This is a genomic window from Propionicimonas sp. T2.31MG-18 (assembly GCF_964266745.1).
GTDB lineage: Bacteria > Actinomycetota > Actinomycetes > Propionibacteriales > Propionibacteriaceae > Propionicimonas.
Genome location: NZ_CAXWGX010000004.1, coordinates 94,439 through 109,663, shown reverse-complemented (window position 1 = coordinate 109,663; position 15,225 = coordinate 94,439). Strand labels below are relative to the sequence as shown.

Genomic DNA, 15,225 nt, shown 5'->3' with positions numbered 1-15,225 from the left:
CCAGCCGGCTCAGATCGTGCGGGTCACCCCGTCCGCCCCGGTCGCCGTCACCGTGAAGGTCTCCGCGGCGAGGTCTGCGTCCAGGGTCGCCGACAGCCCGTCCTTGCGCCAGGTGACCACCAGCCGCTCGGGCGAGGTCTGCGCCACCTCGCAGGCGGCGTCGAACCCGAACGCGCCGAAGGTGTTGCGGAAGCGCAGCAGCTCCAGCTGCCGTTGCACGACCGGCTGCTCCAGGCCCGCGAGGACGTCGTCCATGCCCAGGTTGGTCCGGTTGATCTCCTTGTGCCCACCCGAGCCGGCCTTCTCGACCGCCGCGTGGTTGTTCCGGCCGGCGAACAGGTCGAGGTACCAGACCTGCGGCTTGCCCGGCATGAACAGCTGGATCGCCCGCGCCAGCACGAGGCGCGCGTCGCTCTCGCCCAGCGCGCTGTAGTAGGTGGCGTTCACCTGGTAGTACATGTTCTTCGCGCCGTGCAGGTCCTTCACGTACCCGCCGCGCCCGACGATGGTGTCGATCAGGCCCTGGATCCGCTCCTCGTCCAGCAGCCCCTTCAGGTCGAGCAGCGGGATGCCGTCGTGACAGCCGAGCATGTTCACCGTCCGGATGCGCTTGTCGACCAGCTCCCCGATCCACCGCTTGAGCGTGGACGCGTCACTGCGGTCGAGCGCGTCGATCAGCAGCCCCGGGAGGAAGAAGTCGTAGGTCAGGAACCCCTTGGACGAGATCAGCTCGTGGATGCCCTCGGCGTAGGTGGAGTGGATCTCCGGCAGCAGCAACAGGTCGCGGCGGTCGGCCAGCTCCTTCACGCGCGCGAGCAGGTCCCACGTGCCGGGGTCGTTGAGGAAGTTCTTCTCCCCGGGCGCCTTGGGCGCGTACGCGAAGGCGTCGAGCCGCACGATCTTGGCGCCGTAGCCGGCCAGCCGGTCGAGGGTGTCGGCGTAGAACTCCCACACCAGCGGGCTGTTGATGTTCAGGTCCATCTGGCCCAGGTAGGTCCGCTGCGACTCCACCAGGTCGACCACCGTGGCCTTCACCGCCTCGTAGCCGGTGAAGTCGGCCTCCGTGGGACGCCGGCCCGCGCCGAGGGCCTCGGCCAGCCGGTGGGCGAGCACCTCTGCCCGGCCGTACTGGAGCCCGGCGGCGCGCATCAGCTGCTGGGTGTCCGGCGCGGTGTAGCGCACCTCCTGGTAGAAGGTGTTCCAGTAGGGCTTCTCCCTGCCGTCCGGCAGTCGCACCATCAGGATGGGGAGCCCCGGCTTGCGGAAGAACATGTCCTTGATCAGCTCGGGATCGGGCTGCACGTAGCCCGCCGGCGTCAGCTCGCCGTGACCGGCCCAGAACGCGTTCCAGTCGATGAAGAAGTTCGCGTACTCCGACCGCTCGCCGCGGGCGAGGATGTCCTGGAACTGGGGCGAGAGCACCGATGCGTGGTTGAGGATGAAGTCGAACTTGAAGCCGAGCCCCTCCTCCGCCAGCGCCTCGAGGTCGGCCGGCGTCGCGTACACCTCGGACAGCCCGTAGTCGATCACCGAGAAGCCGCGGTCGAGGTCGGTGTTGAAGATGCTCGGCAGCAGGTAGGCGGAGCTGAAGACGTCCTTGAGTTCCGGTCGGCGCACGAAGGTCACCAGGTCGGCCAGGGTGCCGCCGATGCTGTCGGGGTAGACGTTCAGCATCGGCCCGGCACCGGGCAGGTCGGCACCCATCGCCGCGCGGTAGCCGTCGTAGTCGAGCAGCTCGCCGGACTTGGAGACGATGATCGCCGCGCGCGGAGCCTGCGCGTGCAGCCGCTGCTGTTCGATGCCGAGCACCATCGTGGTGAAGGGGCTGTCGACCGCACCGTCACGGCTGCGCGCCCTGCGGTGCGCGAGGGTCTCCTCGGGCGTGCTGTTCAGCAGGATCGGGATGTCGACGCCGTGCAGGTTCGGGTTGTTGCCGTGGGTCCACTCCACCACGATGACCCGCACGCCGCTGACGTCCACCGCGTCGTACCAGAGCTGGTCCGGGGTGCGCCCCATGCGCTTGAGCACGAGCTCGTCCGCCCCGGAGTGGAACGCGGCGAGGATGCCGTTGAGCTCGTCGAAGTCGATCTCGTTCGACGTCCCCAGGTAGCCGGCCAGTGCCGTGCGTCCCGCACGCTGGTAGGTCGCCAGCCACGGGTGGGCCGCGACCAGCGCCGGGTCGGCGTCCGTCCCCGCCGCCTGAAGGGCCGCGAGCTCCTCACGCACGCCGGCGGTGTAGGCGTGGCGCGCCACGAGCCCCTGGACGGCGCCCACCCGGAAGGTGCGCAGCCGTTCGGCGTCGTTCGCCGCGGGCACCCGCCGCGGGTAATTGTCGCCGGAGAGGACGTAGCTGCCGACGCCGAGCGCGTTCAGGCCGTACGCGAGCAGGGAGCCGGTCTCGGACTTGCCGACCCCGGACCCGCCGCACACCGCGACCACCGCGCGATGCGGCGGCTCGGCGAGGAGCGGTTCGAGCAGGTGCCACAGCCGGGGGAAGACCGCCCGCGCCTTGTCGAGGTGGCCGGGGCCGATCTGCACCTTGTCACCGGGCATGTCACCGGTCGGGACGGAGGCCAGGTCGGCCACCTCAGGGAAGCTCACGTCCATGTGCACTCCTCGCGAGTTGTCGCCAGCAGCAGCGTAGCGAAACGTGCCCGGCTAAATCGTTTGACCTCATCGTATGGGGTCAGGAGGTCGCGCGGCCAGCGTCGCGGAGGAGGTGCACAAGAAAGTGGTTCCTGCCCGGGGGGATGGGGCAGGAACCTGAGTCGAGTATAGGTCGGGCCACGGGTGGTGTCACCCCAACGGGTGACAAGAACTACGGCGTGTCTCAGCCCTTCCGGGCGGCCTCCGCCTCGGCCTTCAGGGCCTCCATGTCCAGTCCCTTGACCTGCTCGACGAGCTGGCTGAACTGGTTCTTGTTGAGGGCGCCGGCCTCACGGTAGACGAGGTAGCCGTCGCGGAAGGCCATCAGCGTGGGGATCGAGGAGATGCCCAGGCCGGAGGCCAGTCCGCGCTCCGCGTCGGTGTCGACCTTCGCGAACACGGCGTCCGGGTTGGCCTCGGAGACGGACTCGAACACGGGCCCGAACATCCGGCACGGCCCGCACCACGCGGCCCAGAAGTCCACGAAGACGATGCCGTTGTCCTTGATGGTCTCACCGAAATCGGCCTCGGTGACAGCGATGGTTGCCATTCTCGATTTCCTTAAGATCGGGTACTCCGCCACAACGCCTTCCGGCCCCGCGGGTATTCCCCCGGCGGCGGCCGGCTCAGTCGTCGGCGACGAAGATGTGCTCGGCCACGACGGTCGGCAGGACGGCCTCGGCGTCGCCGTCACCGAGCACCAGCCGGTGCCCCACCAGCACCGCACGGACGGGCACGCCGGGCAGGGCGCCGGCGGCCTGGATCGCGGCCAGCAGGGTGGGATCGTTCTGGATCGCCTCGCTCATGCGGCGCACGACGACCTGGTGCGGCTCGCCGTCCGCCAGGCGCAGGGAGAGCAGTTCCGCGCCGTCCAGGAACGTCTCGGAGGCGGGCTCCACCCCGAGTTCCTCCAGCGCGGGGATCGGGTTGCCGTACGGCGACCGCACCGGGTGGTCGAGGATGCTGACCAGCCGACGCTCGACGTCGGTCGAGATCACGTGCTCCCAGCGGCACGCCTCCTCGTGCACCAGCGGCCACTCCAGGCCGATCACGTCGATCAGCAGCCGTTCCGCCAGGCGATGCCTGCGCATCACCCGGGTCGCGAGCTCCAGCCCCTTGGGGCTGAGCACCAGGTGCCGGTCGGGATGGACGCTGACCAGGCCGTCGCGCTCCATGCGGGCGACGGTCTGGGACACGGTCGGCCCGCTCTGCTTGAGGCGCTCCGCGATGCGGGCGCGCAGCGGCGGGATCCCTTCCTCGCCCAGCTCGTAGATGGTCCGCAGGTACATCTCCGTGGTGTCGATGAGGTCGCTCATACCCCTCCTCCCTGCGATCCGCTTGCCAGACTATAGCCATGCCCGAGCAGCCGGTACCGAGAATGGTCAACGTGGCGCCCGAACGCCTGGCCGGCTGGGTGGACGGGTTCGCGGCCCGCCACGGCCGGCCCGCTGTGCGCGCCTCGGCCGGGTTCGTCGACCTCGAGGCCCCCGACGGCGCACGCGCGCGCGTCCGGCTGGCGTGGGGCCCGTTGCCCTCCGACGCGGAGCCCCTCGCCGCGCTGGTGGCGTCGGCCACCCGTCCCCGGCTGGTGGGCGCGCTGATCGTGCGCCGCAAGGCCCACGCCGTGGGGGTGTTCGACGGTGCGGAACTCCTCGCCGGCCGCCATGGCAGCCACTACGTGCAGGGACGGACGAAGGCCGGCGGCTGGTCCCAGCAGCGCTACGCCCGGCGGCGCGCCAACCAGGCCGGACGCGCCTTCGGGGCCGCGGCCGCCGACGCCGCGGAGGTCCTCCTGCCGCGCGTGGACAGCCTCGAGGCCCTGGTGACCGGCGGGGACAGTGCTGCCGTCCAGGCCGTCCTCGCCGAGCCCGTGCTGGAGCGGCTGCGCGGGGCGGGCCTGCCGCAGGTCGGCGTGTTCGCCGTGCCGGACCCGAACGCGGGCGTCCTGGCGGGCTTCCCGGACGTGTTCCGCCGGGTGGTGATCGAGCTCAACGAGCTCGCGTGAGGCTCAGCGCCGACGCAGCAGGACGACGGCCGCCATCGCCAGCGCCAGCAGGCCGGCAGCACCCAGCGCGTACAGCTGCCGGGAGGAGTCCGGGGCCAGGTCGGGGGTGTCGGCGACCGACCCCTCGTCCGCGGTGACCTCGCTCGTCGCCTGGCCGCTCGCCGTCGGCGAGGCGGGGACGGAGGTCGTGGCCGTCGCGGCCGGAGTGGGTGTCGGCGTCTCGGCCTGCGCGGCACCCGCGGCGCCGACGGACAGGGCGACGCCCAGGGCCAGCGCAGCCAGCGCACGGCGGAGAGCCACGATCATGGCCGGGAGCCTACCTGCCGAGCCCGAGGGCGCTGCCCACCACCACGAGGATGAGCAGCAGCACCAGGACCCCGGTCACGACGAGGCGGCGGGATCTGGGGTTCACAGCCCCAAATGTACGTGGGGCGATTAGCGTTGTCGCATGGGATCGGTGCGGCTCTACGCGATCGCGATCGATGAGGTGCGGGAGATCTTCGGGGCGCCGGAGCAGATGGCCGGCACGCTCCGCGGGATCGCCGCCGGGCGGTTCGCCCAGGACACCCCGGCCTCGCCGGGCCTGCTCGCGCGGCTCGGGCCGGTCTTCCGCCGCCAGCCCGACGCGCCCGTGGTGCGCCCGGGCGTGCCGTCCGGCTCGGACGTCGACACGCTGCTCGCCGGGCGCTACGTGCCGCCGCACCGGCTGACCGCCTGCTGGGTGCTGTTCGAGACGTGGCTGGACGCGCTGTCGTGGGGGTCGCTCGGCCAGGAGCTCAGCGAGGCACGGCTCAACGATTTCGACTTCGACCTCGTGCGCTCCGAGGTGCCGGCCCGTCTGGGCCTGCGCCACCTCCTGCGCAACGACCTCGGGATCCCGCTGCTGCCCCACCCGGGCCTCGCCGCAGGCTGGGCGGCCGGCGACCATGTGCACGCGATGGCACGGGCGTGGCGCCCGGTCGTCGACGGGCTGGAGGATCCCCACCGGGACATCGCGCGTTCCGTGCTCTCCTGGCTCGACGGCTACCCGGGCTGGGAGCAGGCCGCCCCTGCGGCCCACCGTCCGGCGCCGGACCTGGTCGCGATCCTGCGCGCCTGAACACGCCCGTTTGTTCCTCCCGCCCCTGTGACGGAGTAGACTGACCGACGGTCGGTCGGTAAGAGGAGAAAGCATGGCTGGAAGTCACCGCGAGGGTGCAGGGCGCGGGGGGGTGACGACCCGCACTGCGTCCCGGCGCCGGGTCACGAAGGACCCGGCCGTGCGGCGCGAGGAACTGCTCGACCTCGCGTTCTCGCTGTGCCGCAGCGAGGGCTTCGACGCCATGAGCGTCGACCAGCTCACCCGGGTGGCCGGCGTGGCGAAAGGCACCTTCTACCACTACTTCTCCTCCAAGGACGACCTGCTGGAGCAGCTCGTCCACCGCTTCGGGGACGCCCTGTTCGACCTGCTCTCTGCCGCGGCCAACGACACGGAGGGATCGGGCACCGACCGCCTTCGCGCCCTCATGGGAGCCGCCGCCGCGTACAAGATGTCGCAGGCGGATGTCGGGTACGCCGGCTTCCTCTACCGTCCGGAGAACCTCCCCCTGCGTCACCGGCTGATGCAGGCCTGGCGCGAGCGCGCCCGCCAGGTGCTGCTGCCGGTGATCGCGGACGGAGCCGCGGACGGCTCGATGTCGGTGGCCGACGTCGGGACGGCGACCGACCTCGTCCTGCTGCTGTGGTTCGACGCGCCCGAGCAGCTCTCGCTGCGCGCCTTCGCGGCGCCGGACGCCGACACGTTCGCCGAGGTGATGCTCGCCGGCGCCGTGGCCATCTACCAGGCGCAGGAGCGGATCCTCGGCCTGCCCGACGGGACGTTCGTCGTCCCCGCAGGCCCCCAGCTCGTCGAACTGACCCGACAGCTCTACACCCTCGTCGACAGGAAGCAGTGATGAAGCGCAAGACCATGGTTGCCACCGGGATCGCGGCGGCGGTGGTGCTGGCCCTCGGCGGCGGCTACGCCTACTCCGCGGCGAACAGCCGGCCGCTGGTCGGCGTGGCGACCGCGCAGGTCGCGCCGCTGACGGTCACGGTCAGCGCGTCCGGCTCGCTGGTCGCCGCCCACTCCGCCGGCGTCTACCCGCCGGTCGCCGGCACGCTCGGCTCGGTGAAGGTGCACGACGGCGATACCGTCGCCTCCGGGCAGACCCTCGCCGTGATGGCGACCGGCCCGCTCAAGCTCGCCGTGGCCCAGGCGCGGGCGGCACACGCCGCGGCCAGGGCCCAGGGCGAGGCGGTGGCCAACGGGGTGCCGAGCGCCATCGACCGCTCCGCGGCGACCGCCGCGCTGTCGGCCGCACGCTCGCAGGTGTCGACCGCGAACAAGAACTACGCGTCGTTCCGCGCCGACTACGACGACGCGACCGCGGAGGAGCAGCACGCCATGCTGCCCACCCTGCGCACCCTGAAGACCGCGCGGAGCACGGCGAACGCCGCCCTCCAGTCCGCCCGGGCGGGGCTGGGCCGGCTGTCGACCGCGGGACGGGTCGCGCTGGCGCGCAGCGCCGCGTCCGAGGCCGTGCGCGCCTCCGCCAGCGCGCTGCGGCAGGCGGAGAAGAACCTCGCCGCCGCCGCGCTGACCGCGCCGTTCGACGGGATCGTCACCGTCCACGGCACCGTCGAGAAGGGGTCGGGCGCGACGCCGGGCGTGCCCGTGTTCACCGTCGTCGACCCCACCCGGATGGAGTTCCGGGCGTCGGTGAACGAGACCGACATCGCCGGCGTCGCGGTCGGCCAGGCGGCCACGGTCACCCTCGACGCCTTCCCGGACCCCTTCACCGGGACGGTCGCGCGGGTGCAGGCCAGCCCGGAGACCACCAGCACCGGCAGCATCGCCTTCGGCGTCCGGGTGCGGTTCGAGGCGGGGCAGTCCCGGCTGTTCCAGGGCATGAGCGGCGCGGCGGACATCGCGGTGCAGTCGATCCCCGACGCCCTCACCGTGCCGGTGGAGGCCGTGCTGAGCCAGGGCTCGGCCCACACGGTGATGGTCCTCGGGCCCGACGACGTCGCCCACGCGCGGACGGTGACGATCGGCGCGTCCACCGACACCCTCACCCAGGTGCTCACCGGGCTGGACGCGGGCGACCGGGTGGTCACCACAGGGGCGTCCGCCCTGGCCGACGGCCAGCCCGTCCGCACGAAGTGAACCGGCGATGACGAACGAGCCGATCGTCGAGATCCGCGGCCTCACCAAGGTCTACGGCACCGGCGCGTCCGAGGTGACCGCCCTCGACGCGGTGGACCTCGTGGTGCCCGAGGGGCAGTTCGTGACCGTCATGGGGCCGTCCGGCTGCGGCAAGTCGACCCTGCTCAACCTGCTCGGCGGCCTGGACTCCCCCACGGCCGGCACCATCAGCATCGACGGCACGCCGCTGGGCGACCTGCCCGACGACCGGCTCACCGAGCTGCGCCGACGCCGCATCGGGTTCGTGTTCCAGTTCTTCAACCTCATTCCCGTGCTCGACGCGGTCGAGAACGCGTCCCTGCCGCTGCGCCTCGACGGCGACCGGGACGCGGAGCCGCGCGCGGTGCGCTGGCTCGAGCGCGTCGGCCTCGGCGACCGGCTGCGCAACCGTCCCGACCAGCTGTCCGGCGGTCAGCAGCAGCGCGTGGCGATCGCCCGTGCGCTGTCCACCGAGCCCGCGCTGGTGCTCGCGGACGAGCCCACCGGCAACCTGGACTCCCACTCGGCCACCGAGATCGGCGGGCTGCTGCGCCAGGTGAGCGACGAGTGGGGACGCAGCGTGCTGATGGTCACCCACGACCCCCGCATCGCCAGCTTCGCCCAGCGCCTGGTGCTCATGCGGGACGGCCGGATCGTCGACGACCTGGCGCTCGACGGCAGCCACGAGGGCCCCCGCCACGCCCTGGAGAGGGCCGGCCTGCTGTGAAGCTCGTCCTCACCCTTGCCTGGCGCTACCTGCGCGGACGCGGCACCCGCTCGCTGCTCACCACGCTGGCTGTCGTCTTCGGGGTGATGCTCACCTTCGGCCTCAACGGGATCCTCCCCGCGATGACCGAGGCGTTCACGCGCAACCTGCTCTCCGCGGCGGGCAAGGTCGACCTGACCGTCACCAGCGCCTACAACCAGCCGTTCGGCCCCGGCGTCGTCGACCGCGTGCTCGCCGTCCCGGACGTGGCGACCGCCAGTCCCGGCGTGCAACGGGTGGCGCCGCTGCCGCGCAGCGCGGACGCCGCGCCGGACGCCCTCGCCCAGCTGGTCGTGGTGGGCGTCGACCTCGGCACGGCGCAGTCGGTCCACGACTTCCCGCTCACCGCCGGTCGCATGCTCGCCGCGGGCGACGGCGCGTCCGTCGTTCTGAACGCCGACCTGGCCGCGGAACTGGCCCTGGGGGTGGGCGACCAGCTCGTGCTGCCGTCGGCGGGCGGCACCGCGCGCTTCCGTGTCGTCGGGCTGCTGGCCACCGCCACCGTCCCCGGGCAGGAACAGGTGTACCTCACCCTGCCCGCAGCCCAGCAGCTCTTCGGGCTGGGCTCCCGGATCACGCAGGTCGAGGCGGCCGTCGCCCCCGGCGCCGACCGGGCGGCCGTCGAGCGTGCCGTGGTCGCGGCGCTCGGCCCCGACTACCGGGTGGGCGGGCTCTCCAGCGAGTCGACGCTGATCGCCTCGCTCCAGGTGGCGACCTTCTCGTTCAACATGTTCGGCATCTTCGCCCTCGCCACCGCGGGCTTCATCATCGCCAACTCGTTCCGCACCGTCGTGGCCGAGCGTCGCCGCGACATCGGCATGCTGCGCGCGGTCGGTACCCGGCGGCGCACCGTGATGGGCATGTTCCTTGCCGAGTCGTTGTTCCAGGGCCTGCTCGGCACCGGGCTGGGGCTGCTCGCCGGCTGGGGGCTGGCCGCAGGGATGTTCGCGGTGATGGCGCCGATCTTCGAGCAGGTGATGCACTTCCGCGTCGGCGGCCCGGTTTTCGAGCCGGCCACCTGGGTGACGTCGATCGCGCTCGGGGTCGGCGTGACGGTCGCCGCCGCCATCCTCCCGGCGCGGGCGGCCGGGCGGGTCACGCCGCTGGAGGCGATGCGTCCCCAGCTCGGCGAGGTCTACGAACGCCGCGTCGGACGACGTGCCTGGGTGGGCGTCGGCCTCGTCGTGGCGTCGCTGTTCGGGCTGGCCACCGGCCAGGCGAACCTCGTCGGCCTCGGCGCGGTGGTGTTCCTGGTCGGCGTCGCGCTGGTGGCCCCCGCGGTGGTGAACCCGATCGCGGACGCGGCGTCCCGGCCCCTGGAACTCGTGTTCTCGCGGGAGGGCGCGATCGCGCGCAGCAACCTCCAGCGCAACCCCGGCCGCAGCGCGATCACGGTGACCGCGGTGATGCTCGGGCTGGCGTCCATCGTGGCGACGATCAGCATGGTCACCTCGATCTTCGCCGGGTTCACCAGCTACCTCGACAAGTCGCTGAGCGCCGACTACCTGCTGATCCCGCAGTCGATCATCCTGGGCCAGGGCAACGTGGCCGCCGGCCCGCGCCTGGCCGAGGAGGTGCGCTCCGTCCCCGGGATCGCGGCGAGTTCGACGCTCCGCCAGGCTCAGGGACGCTCCGACGGCGGGGACGTGCAGGTGATCGGGATCGACCCGGCCAGCTACCTGACGGTGGCGGCCTTCGACTGGAACTCCGGCTCGTCCGACGCCGCGGTGGGGCAGCTCCGTACCGGCCGCTGGGTGATCGCCAACGGCGTCTACGCGGCCCAGCACAACCTCGTGGTCGGACAGGCGCTGGAGCTCGACACCCCCACCGGGCGGCGCGTGTACCACCTCGCCGGCGTGGGGAACGACTACCTGAACGCCAAGCTGTCCACGCTCTACACCTCGCAGCAGAACCTCGCCCGCGACTTCGGCGTCACCGCCGACCTGCTGCTGATGGCCGACCGCAGCCCGGGCGCGGATGCGGACCAGGTGACGCGGCGCCTCGCCCGCGTGGTGAGCGGCTACCCGGCGTTCCGGCTGTACGAGTCAGCGGCCTGGCGCGCGGAGCAGATGCGGACCTTCAGCCAGACCATCGTGATCTTCGACGCACTGGTCGCGGCCCTGGCCCTGCCGTCGCTGCTCGCCCTGGTGAACACCCTGGCGATCAGCGTGCTCGGACGGCGCCGCGAGATCGGCATGCTGCGGGCGGTCGGCGCCACGCGGCGCCAGGTGCGGCGGATGGTCATGGCGGAGTCGCTGCTGCTCTCGGTGATCGGCACCGGGTTCGGAGCCGTGGCCGGCCTGTGGCTCGGGTACGCGCTGGTCGCGGCGATGGGCGCCGTCGGGTGGCAGATGCCGTACGCGTTCCCGTGGACCGGCCTGGTGGCCACCGTGGTGGTGGGCATCACCTTCGGCGTGCTCGCAGCCCTCGGGCCCGCCCGCTCCGCGTCGCGCCTCGACGTGGTGGCCGCACTGCACCAGGAGTGACGGCCGACCTCACGCCCCTGCGTCCTCGGTGCCGTGCTTGACGGACTGTACCTAGAGGTAGGTACAGTGGCGGCATGGAGTCCCGGGAGCGGCTGGTGGTCGCGATGAGCGAGCTGATGTGGGAGCGCGGATACGCGGCCACCAGCCCGCGGGAGGTCCGCGAGCGCTCCGGCGTCGGGCAGGGCAGCATGTACCACCACTTCCCCGGCAAGCGCGACCTCGCCCTCGCCGCCCTCCAGCGCAACTGCGCCGACCTCCTGCCCGCAACGGAGGAGCTCCTCGCCGCGCCCGGGGACCCGCTCGAGAAGCTCACGGCCTACCTCACCCGGCCGTTGCCCGCGCTCAAGGGGTGCAAGGTCGGCCGGATGACCCAGGACCCGCTGGTGGCCGCCGACCCGGGGCTGCTCGCGCCCGTCGGGGAGGCGTTCGCGAGGGTCCACCAGGCTCTGGCGGCGGTGATCGGCGAGGCGGTCGCCCTGGGCGAGCTGCGCGACGACCTCGACCCGGAGCGGATCGCCCGGTTGCTGGCGGCGTCCATCCAGGGCGGCTACGTGCTGGCGATCGCCGCGCAGGACCCCGCTCCGTTCGACGACGCGAGGGCGGGCGCCCTGGACCTGCTGCGGGCGGCGGCGCCGCCACCACGGACTGACACACAAGGAGAGGAACGACCATGACCGTACGGATCGGCATCAACGGCTTCGGCCGGATCGGACGCAGCTACCTGAGGGCGGCGCTCGCCAGCTCCGCCGACGTGGAGGTGGTGGCCGTGAACGACCTCACCGACGCCGCCACGCTCGCGACCCTTCTCGAATGGGACTCGATCTCGGGCCACCTCGACGGCGTGTCCGTCGACGGCGACGTGATCACCGTCGGCGAGCGGCGCATCACGGTGCTGTCGCAGCGGGACCCGTCCGCCATCGCCTGGGGCGACCTCGGCGCGGACGTGGTGATCGAGTCCACCGGCTTCTTCACCGACGGGGCGAAGGCCCGTGCCCACCTCGACGGCGGCGCGCGCAAGGTGATCATCTCCGCGCCGGCGAAGGGCGACGTCCCCACGTTCGTGCTGGGCGTGAACGACGACACCCTCGACGCCACGGCCGCGGACGTGTTCTCCAACGGGTCGTGCACCACGAACTCGCTGGCGCCGCTGGCGAAGGTGCTCAACGACTCCTTCGGGATCGAGAGCGGGCTGATGACCACCGTCCACGCCTACACCGGCGACCAGCGGCTGCACGACGCCCCGCACTCCGATCTCCGGCGGGCGCGCGCCGCGGCCCTGTCGACGATCCCCACCTCCTCCGGGGCCGCGAAGGCGATCGGCAAGGTGATCCCCGAGCTCGACGGCCGGCTGACCGGCTTCGCGCTGCGCGTCCCCGTGCCGGTGGGCTCTGTCACCGACCTGACCGTGGTGCTGAACCGCGCGGCCACCAGGGACGAGATCAACGCGGCCTTCGCCGCGGCGGCAGCGTCCGCTCCGCTCGCCGGGTACCTCCAGTACTCGGAGGCCCCGCTCGTGTCGGCGGACATCGTCGGCAACCCGCACTCGTCGATCTTCGACGCCCCGCTCACCGAGGTGGTCGGACGCCAGGCCAAGGTGCTCGGCTGGTACGACAACGAGTGGGCCTTCTCCCACCGCCTCGTGGAGTTCTCCGAGAGGATCGGCGCGGCACTCTGACGCTCTCGCCGCCCGGCGGCGACGGCTCACCTCAGCCGTGGCCGCCGACGGCCGCCTCGATCCGGGCCCGCGCCGCGGCCACCCCGTCCTCGCCGGCCAGGGCGGCGCGGATCCTCCGTGCCGCCGGCACGAGTGCGTCGACCTGCGCCAGCGAGGCGGCCAGCCCGTCCGCGGTGAGGGTGGACAAGGTCGGGGGCGCCACCCCGAGCTCGCGGAGGCGGCGCGCCCAGAAGGGCTGGTCGCCGAAGAAGGGGTGGACGACCTGGGGGACGCCCGCCCGCAACGCCGCCGCGACGGTGCCGACGCCGCCGTGGTGGACGATCGCTGCGACCCGCGGCAGCACGGAGGCGAAGGGGACGGCGTCGACGACGTGGATGTCCTCCGCGGCGGACGTCGCACCCAACCCCGCCCAGCCGGAGACGATCAGCCCCCGCCGCCCGGCCCTCCTCAACCCGGCGACCACCTCCGCGGCCAGAGCAGCGGGGTCCCGGTGGGTCATGCTGCCGAAGCCGACGAGGACCGGCGGCGGGCCGTCGTCGAGAAATGCCTCCAGAGCCGGCGACGCGTGCCAGTCCTGCGCCGCGGGTACCGTCCAGAAGCCCAGTGGTGCCGCGGAGGCGGGCCAGTCCGACGGAGCGGGGAGCAGGTGGGGGCTCCACGCGCTCAGGATGCCGCCGGCGGCGACGAGGGACGCGAAGCGGGGTGCCCGTGACGCAAGGCCCAGCCTCTCTGCGCGCCAGCGCGCCACCATGCCGCGCCAGGGCCGTTCGACGGCATCGGCGAGCGACCAGGTGAGCCGCGCGAGGGCCCGAGGGGTCCGCGCCGGGGCCAGCGGGCTGGCGAACGCCGAGGTCGCAGGCACCGTCGGGATCAGCTGCGCGGGGATCGCGGGCACGCCGAGCTTCTCCGCGATGGACGCCCCGCCGAGGGTCTTCTGGGTGAACACCACGACGTCCGCCCGCGTCCCGGCGAGCGACGCGAGGTCGTCGAGCCATCGCTGCAGGTAGGGCCGCGCCCGCGACGCGGCCGTGATCGCCGCCCACGTCCCGGCACCGACGAGTTCGTCCTGGAGCACGAACAGGCTGTCATCGAGACCGACGAACTCGGCTCCGACCTCGACGGAGAGGTCAGCGAAGCGACGCGGGGCGGCGACCGTCGCCTCGTGGCCGGCCTCGGTGAGACCCCGGGCCAGGGCGAGGAACGGCTGGACGTCGCCCCGGCTGCCGGTCGTCAGCAGAAGGACCTTCACCGGATCGCCTCCCACTCGTCCAGCAGTTCGGGGAAGCGGCGGGCCATGAAGGCGTAGAGGTCCCGCATGCGCTCCAGCCTCTGCCGGGGAACCGGGTCGTCACCGACCAGCTGGAGGCCGTGGGCTGCCAGTTCCTCGAAGCGCCGGAGCTCGGCCATCTTCGCCCGGAAGGCCCCGCCGAACACGTCCTCGCCCGCGGCGAACCGGTCCCGCCGTGCCCCGTGGGGGCGGACCCGGACCACCAGCCCCAGCAATTCCAGTTTCTGGAGGGCGACGCTCACGCTGCTCTTGGCCGCTCCGACGGCCGATGCCAGCTCACCCGGCGACGCGCCGTCCGCCCCGGCGGTGAGCAACCAGCCCACCACCCGGCCCGCCGTGGGACTCAGGCCCATTCCCTCGAAGTGGCGCCCGACCTCGTCCGCATACGCCGCACGGGCGGCCTCCCGGTCCTCCATGCCTCGATGTTATAGCGTTCGGAACAATCCGAACAAGCTGGACAAACAGGATCCGGCGCGGAGGGCGACGGGTCGACGTCCGTCCGCCTCAGGACGCGAGGAGCCCGTCGATCCGCTGCGCGAGCACGCCCTCCGGCTGGGCGCCGACGATCCTGGCCACCGTCCGCCCTCCCCTGGTCATCACCAGGGTGGGGATGCTCCGGGCATCGAAGCGGGCAGCGGCGCGCGGGTTGTCGTCCACGTTGACCTTCACGACCTTGATCCGGCCGGCGTAGCGCACGGACAGTCGTTGGAGGATCGGGGCGACCATCCGGCACGGCCCGCACCAGGGCGCCCAGAGGTCGATCAGCACCAGGACGGAGGTGTCGAGGGCGGCGGCGAGGTTGTCGTCCGTGGCGTCCACCAGCCACGGAAGGGGTTCGTGGCAGGAGGCGCACTGGGGCCGTCCCGACGCCACGACAGGGACGCGGTTCTTCGTGCCGCACGACCCACAGGCGGCGATGCGAGCGCTCATGCCCCCAACCTAGCCCGCCCCGCCTCGCCGAGGGCCAGCCTTCCCGCGCGAGGACCAGCGCTGTGGCCGAGGGCCAGCACCAGGGTGCGAGCCCTCGACGTGAAGGCTGGCCCTCGGCGGGGTGGGTCGGCGGGGGGTGGGTCGGCGAGATGGGTGGGCGAGGTGGGGACGACGTCCGGGGCCGAGATGGGACTGGGGAGCCGGAAGAACGGACCCGGCTCACG

At 72.7% G+C, this 15,225-nt stretch carries 15 protein-coding genes; 8 read left to right on the top strand and 7 right to left on the bottom strand.

Annotated features, from left to right (window positions below; all coding sequences use genetic code 11):
• Nucleotides 1–9: 9 nt before the first annotated feature.
• The 3 genes from ACFQQJ_RS04400 to ACFQQJ_RS04390 form a co-directional block, all read right to left on the bottom strand.
• Nucleotides 10–2,607 carry a sucrose phosphorylase gene (locus ACFQQJ_RS04400; RefSeq protein ID WP_377104498.1) on the bottom strand — a complete coding sequence of 866 codons (2,598 nt, stop codon included), beginning with the start codon at nucleotides 2,605–2,607 and terminating at the stop codon, nucleotides 10–12.
• A 223-nt stretch (nucleotides 2,608–2,830) separates the two neighbouring features.
• A complete protein-coding gene (gene trxA / locus ACFQQJ_RS04395) occupies nucleotides 2,831–3,196 on the bottom strand; it encodes a thioredoxin (protein ID WP_377104496.1) in 366 nt (121 codons plus the stop codon).
• 76 nt (nucleotides 3,197–3,272) lie between these two features.
• Entirely contained in the window at nucleotides 3,273–3,962 is a 690-nt protein-coding gene (locus ACFQQJ_RS04390; RefSeq protein WP_377104495.1) for a metal-dependent transcriptional regulator, read from the bottom strand.
• Nucleotides 3,963–4,000: 38 nt separating this feature from the next.
• Here ACFQQJ_RS04390 and ACFQQJ_RS04385 point away from each other — a divergent pair, with 38 nt between their 5' ends.
• A complete protein-coding gene (locus tag ACFQQJ_RS04385) occupies nucleotides 4,001–4,651 on the top strand; it encodes an acVLRF1 family peptidyl-tRNA hydrolase (protein WP_377104493.1) in 651 nt (216 codons plus the stop codon).
• A gap of 3 nt (nucleotides 4,652–4,654) precedes the next feature.
• On the opposite strand, the gene ACFQQJ_RS04380 is transcribed toward ACFQQJ_RS04385, so the two are convergent.
• Nucleotides 4,655–4,957, bottom strand: coding sequence for a hypothetical protein (locus tag ACFQQJ_RS04380; protein ID WP_377104491.1), 303 nt, complete (start codon nucleotides 4,955–4,957; stop codon nucleotides 4,655–4,657).
• 142 nt (nucleotides 4,958–5,099) lie between these two features.
• On the opposite strand from ACFQQJ_RS04380, the gene ACFQQJ_RS04375 reads away from it, so the two are divergent.
• From ACFQQJ_RS04375 to gap, 7 genes are all read left to right on the top strand, one after another.
• Nucleotides 5,100–5,750: a hypothetical protein gene (locus tag ACFQQJ_RS04375; RefSeq protein WP_377104489.1), complete on the top strand. Its 651-nt coding sequence runs from the start codon at nucleotides 5,100–5,102 to the stop codon at nucleotides 5,748–5,750.
• A 73-nt stretch (nucleotides 5,751–5,823) separates the two neighbouring features.
• Nucleotides 5,824–6,585: a TetR/AcrR family transcriptional regulator gene (locus tag ACFQQJ_RS04370; RefSeq protein WP_377104487.1), complete on the top strand. Its 762-nt coding sequence runs from the start codon at nucleotides 5,824–5,826 to the stop codon at nucleotides 6,583–6,585.
• A complete protein-coding gene (locus tag ACFQQJ_RS04365) occupies nucleotides 6,585–7,838 on the top strand; it encodes an efflux RND transporter periplasmic adaptor subunit (RefSeq protein ID WP_377104485.1) in 1,254 nt (417 codons plus the stop codon). The genes ACFQQJ_RS04370 and ACFQQJ_RS04365 overlap by 1 nt, the downstream gene beginning before the upstream one ends.
• A gap of 7 nt (nucleotides 7,839–7,845) precedes the next feature.
• Nucleotides 7,846–8,583 carry an ABC transporter ATP-binding protein gene (locus ACFQQJ_RS04360; protein WP_377104483.1) on the top strand — a complete coding sequence of 246 codons (738 nt, stop codon included), beginning with the start codon at nucleotides 7,846–7,848 and terminating at the stop codon, nucleotides 8,581–8,583.
• A complete protein-coding gene (locus tag ACFQQJ_RS04355) occupies nucleotides 8,580–11,108 on the top strand; it encodes an FtsX-like permease family protein (RefSeq protein ID WP_377104481.1) in 2,529 nt (842 codons plus the stop codon). The genes ACFQQJ_RS04360 and ACFQQJ_RS04355 overlap by 4 nt, the downstream gene beginning before the upstream one ends.
• A 74-nt stretch (nucleotides 11,109–11,182) precedes the next feature.
• Nucleotides 11,183–11,782 carry a TetR/AcrR family transcriptional regulator gene (locus tag ACFQQJ_RS04350; protein WP_377104479.1) on the top strand — a complete coding sequence of 200 codons (600 nt, stop codon included), beginning with the start codon at nucleotides 11,183–11,185 and terminating at the stop codon, nucleotides 11,780–11,782.
• Nucleotides 11,779–12,783: a type I glyceraldehyde-3-phosphate dehydrogenase gene (gene gap / locus ACFQQJ_RS04345; protein WP_377104477.1), complete on the top strand. Its 1,005-nt coding sequence runs from the start codon at nucleotides 11,779–11,781 to the stop codon at nucleotides 12,781–12,783. The genes ACFQQJ_RS04350 and gap overlap by 4 nt, the downstream gene beginning before the upstream one ends.
• 31 nt (nucleotides 12,784–12,814) lie before the next feature.
• On the opposite strand, the gene ACFQQJ_RS04340 is transcribed toward gap, so the two are convergent.
• From ACFQQJ_RS04340 to trxA (ACFQQJ_RS04330), 3 genes are all read right to left on the bottom strand, one after another.
• Nucleotides 12,815–14,032 carry a glycosyltransferase gene (locus ACFQQJ_RS04340; RefSeq protein ID WP_377104475.1) on the bottom strand — a complete coding sequence of 406 codons (1,218 nt, stop codon included), beginning with the start codon at nucleotides 14,030–14,032 and terminating at the stop codon, nucleotides 12,815–12,817.
• Nucleotides 14,029–14,487: a GbsR/MarR family transcriptional regulator gene (locus ACFQQJ_RS04335; protein ID WP_377104473.1), complete on the bottom strand. Its 459-nt coding sequence runs from the start codon at nucleotides 14,485–14,487 to the stop codon at nucleotides 14,029–14,031. Before ACFQQJ_RS04335 ends, ACFQQJ_RS04340 begins: the two co-directional genes overlap by 4 nt.
• 88 nt (nucleotides 14,488–14,575) lie before the next feature.
• Nucleotides 14,576–15,001 carry a thioredoxin gene (gene trxA / locus ACFQQJ_RS04330; RefSeq protein WP_377104471.1) on the bottom strand — a complete coding sequence of 142 codons (426 nt, stop codon included), beginning with the start codon at nucleotides 14,999–15,001 and terminating at the stop codon, nucleotides 14,576–14,578.
• Between the last annotated feature and the right edge of the window lie 224 nt (nucleotides 15,002–15,225).